The sequence below is a fragment of the Streptomyces sp. NPDC001002 genome (assembly GCF_053599215.1).
In genome coordinates, this window is the sequence record NZ_JBSFLV010000292.1 from 1 (window position 1) to 3,398 (window position 3,398).

At 71.7% G+C, this 3,398-nt stretch carries 2 protein-coding genes and 1 pseudogene; all 3 read right to left on the reverse strand.

The features are described 5' to 3' along the window. The coding region (glgB, locus tag ACWDR3_RS47490; protein ID WP_450358909.1) for a 1,4-alpha-glucan branching enzyme at window positions 1–1,655 on the reverse strand (1,655 nt) is incomplete at its 3' end. A 4-nt stretch (window positions 1,656–1,659) separates the two neighbouring features. Next, window positions 1,660–3,021 carry a maltokinase N-terminal cap-like domain-containing protein gene (locus tag ACWDR3_RS47495; RefSeq protein ID WP_450358910.1) on the reverse strand — a complete coding sequence of 454 codons (1,362 nt, stop codon included), beginning with the start codon at window positions 3,019–3,021 and terminating at the stop codon, window positions 1,660–1,662. A 52-nt stretch (window positions 3,022–3,073) separates the two neighbouring features. Next, window positions 3,074–3,304: pseudogene (locus tag ACWDR3_RS47500) on the reverse strand (alpha-glucosidase C-terminal domain-containing protein); the annotation flags it as partial. Window positions 3,305–3,398 lie beyond the last annotated feature (94 nt).

The window sequence follows — 3,398 nt, forward strand, 5'->3', positions numbered from 1 at the left end:
AACCCGGTCTCCGGCACGGGCTGGATCCGCTGGCCGTGCACGACTTCGTCGTGCGAGATGGGCAGCACGTAGTTCTCGCTGTAGGCGTACACCATCGAGAAGGTCATCTCGTTGTGGTGGTACTTGCGGTGCACCGGTTCGTGGGCCATGTAGTCGAGCGAGTCGTGCATCCAGCCCATGTTCCACTTCAGCCCGAACCCCAGACCGCCGGTGTCGGTCGGCCGGGTCACCCCGCCCCACGCGGTCGACTCCTCCGCGATGGTGACCACGCCCGGCGTCCGCCGGTACACGGTCGCGTTCATCTCCTGGAGGAACGCCATCGCGTCCAAGTCCTCCCGGCCACCGTGCACGTTGGGCGTCCACTGCCCCGAGTCACGCGAGTAGTCGAGGTAGAGCATGGAGGCGACCGCGTCGACCCGCAGCCCGTCGATGTGGAACTCCTGGCACCAGTACACGGCGTTCGCCACCAGGAAGTTGCGTACTTCGATGCGCCCGAAGTCGAACTCGTAGGTTCCCCAGTCCGGATGCTCGGCCCGCCGCGAGTCTCCCGGCTCGTACAGCGGCTCCCCGTCGAAGCGCGCCAACGCCCAGTCGTCCTTGGGGAAATGGGCCGGTACCCAGTCCATGATCACGCCCACGCCGGCCCGGTGCAGGGAGTCGATCAGGTGGCGCAGGTCGTCGGGGGTGCCGAGGCGTGAGGTCGGCGCGTAGAAGCCGGTGACCTGGTAGCCCCAGGAGGGGCCGTAGGGGTGCTCGGCGAGGGGCATCAGCTCGACGTGGGTGAAGCCGAGGTCCTTGACGTACGCGGGGAGTTCCTCGGCGAGTTGACGGTACGTCAGTCCCGGTCGCCAGGACGGCAGATGGACCTCGTAGACCGAGAAGGGCGCCTCATGCACGGGGATGTCGGCGCGGTGCGCCATCCAGTCCGCGTCGCCCCACTCGTAGTGCGCGGCCGTGACCACGGACGCCGTCGCGGGCGGCACCTCTGTCGCGCGCGCCATCGGGTCGGCCTTGAAGAACCGGCCGCCGTGCCGGGACGTGATCTCGAACTTGTAGCGCGCGCCCTCGCCGATCCCGGGCACGAACAGCTCCCAGACCCCGGAAGACCCGAGGGACCGCATCGGCAGCGCCGTCCCGTCCCAGAAGGTGAAGTCCCCCGCGACCCGCACCCCTTGGGCGTTCGGCGCCCACACGGTGAACCGGGTCCCGGTCACCCCCACATGAGTCATCGGCTCGGCCCCGAGCGCCTTCCACAGCTCCTCGTGCCGGCCCTCGGCGATCAGATGCAGATCCAACTCCCCGAGCGCGGGCAGGAAACGGTACGGATCCTCCGTCTCGTGCTCCCCCTCCGCGTACGACACCACCAGCGTGTACGCCGGGATCGCGTCGAGCGGCAGTACGCCGGAGAAGAGGCCGTCGCCCTCCGAGGCCAGCCGCGTGCGCTCCCCGTCGACGACGACACTCACGCCACGGGCGTAGGGACGCAGCGCCCGGAACGCGATGCCGCCCGGCACCGGGTGGGCGCCGAGCACGCCGTGCGGGTCGTGATGGGTGCCGGACAGCAGGCGTTCGCGCTCGCCGGGGTCCGGCGCCGGTGCGGGCGTCGGCGTGAGCGGGCCGGACGGCTCGGGGAGTGACGTGTCACGCAGGGCCACGGCTTCAGCCTCCTCTTACGGCGAGACGCTCGATCGCCGCCATGGGTACGGGGAGCCAGTCCGGGCGATGCCTGGCCTCGTACAGGACTTCGTACACCGCCCGGTCGGTCTCGTAGGCGCGCAGCAGCCCGTGCTTCTTGCGCGGGTCCCAGCCCGCCCGGGCCGCGTAGCCCGCGCAGAAGGCCTCCCGGCAGCGGCGCGCCCACTCCGGGCGCCAGGGGCGGCGCTGGCGGGCGGCGTAGTCGAAGGAGCGCAGCATGCCGGCGATGTCCCGCACGGGGGAGTGGGGGTTGCGCCGCTCGGCGAGCGGACGGGACGGCTCGCCCTCGAAGTCGATGACGAACCAGTCCCGGCCGGCCCGCAGCACCTGGCCCAAGTGCAGGTCGCCGTGGATGCGTTGGGGCGGTGGCCCCGGATCGCACGCTACGAGCGCGCCGAAGGCGGTCCGCAGACCGGGCACATACGGGCGCAGCGCGGGCACGTTGTGCGCGGCGGAGTCCAGGCGCTCGGTCATCGCGGCCGCCGTCCGCTCGGCCTCCCCGTGCTCGCCGGCCGGGAACGCCGAGGCGAGCGCGAGGTGGACGTCCGCCGTGGCCTGTCCCAACTCGTGTGCCTGGGTGGTGAAGTCGTCGCCCGAGGCGAGGGCGTGCAGCGCGAGCGTCCAGCCGTCGGACGCGTCCCGGAGGAACGGCTGGAGCACCCCGAGCGTCGCCTCGCGCGGGTGCGTCGTCCGGATCCACGCCACCGGTGCCGGCACCCGCTTGCAGCCCTGCGCGGCCAGCGCGCCCGGCACCTCCAGGTCGGGATTGACGCCCGGCTGGATCCGCCGGAACACCTTCAGGATGAACGAATCGCCGTACACCAGCGAGGAGTTGGACTGCTCGGCCTCCAGCACCCGCGGCACGAGTCCGGCGGGCACCCGCACCGACGGGTCGGCCTCGAACCGCAGCGGGCCCGCCGTGCCGGGGTGCCGCAGCCGCTCCAGGAGCAGCTGCGCCGAGCGCGGGTCCTGGAGGGCGTCGTACACCGTCAGACCCGCCAGCGGGCCCTCCTCGGCACGGCCGATGAGGGCCCGGCCGAGGCGGGGCGAGAGGTGGTCCCGTACGCCGAGCAGGAGTTGGTAGCAGTCACCGCCCGCCGTGCCGCCGGCCGGCGCGGGCACGCCCGAGTGACCGGCGTGGATCAGCAGGTGCAGACAGCCCGGGAACAGCTCGGTCATGGACAGCAGGGCGAGATCCGTGACGGGCCTGTCCTTGCCCGCGAACCAGCGCTGCCTGGGCAGCCACTCCCGCAGCAGTCCGGCGAGCGAGGCCATGGTCCCGGTGACGACGGTGCGTCTGGGGCGGGGAGTTGCGGTCTTCTGCATGGTGACGCGTCCTTTCCTCGGCACAGGGGTTCTTGGCGGCAGGGGTACGGGCTCAGAGGCGCCGGCCGACGCGGGTCGCCGCCCGGGAGAGCCGGAACCAGTAGAAGCCGTGCCCGCCGAGCGTCAGCAGATACGGCAGTTCACCGATCGCCGGGAAACGTACCCCGCCGATCAGCTCGACGGGGTGTCGTCCGTCGTACATGCGCAGGTCGAGTTCGGTGGGCTGGGCGAACCGGGAGAAGTTGTTGACGCACAGCACCAGGTCGTCGCCGTACTCGCGCATCGACCATCTCAGGCACCCTCATCACATCCGGAAGACGCCGAACCGGGGTTCACCCAGCGGCGCGTTGGCACAGGCGGTCAGGGCCAGGCCCAGC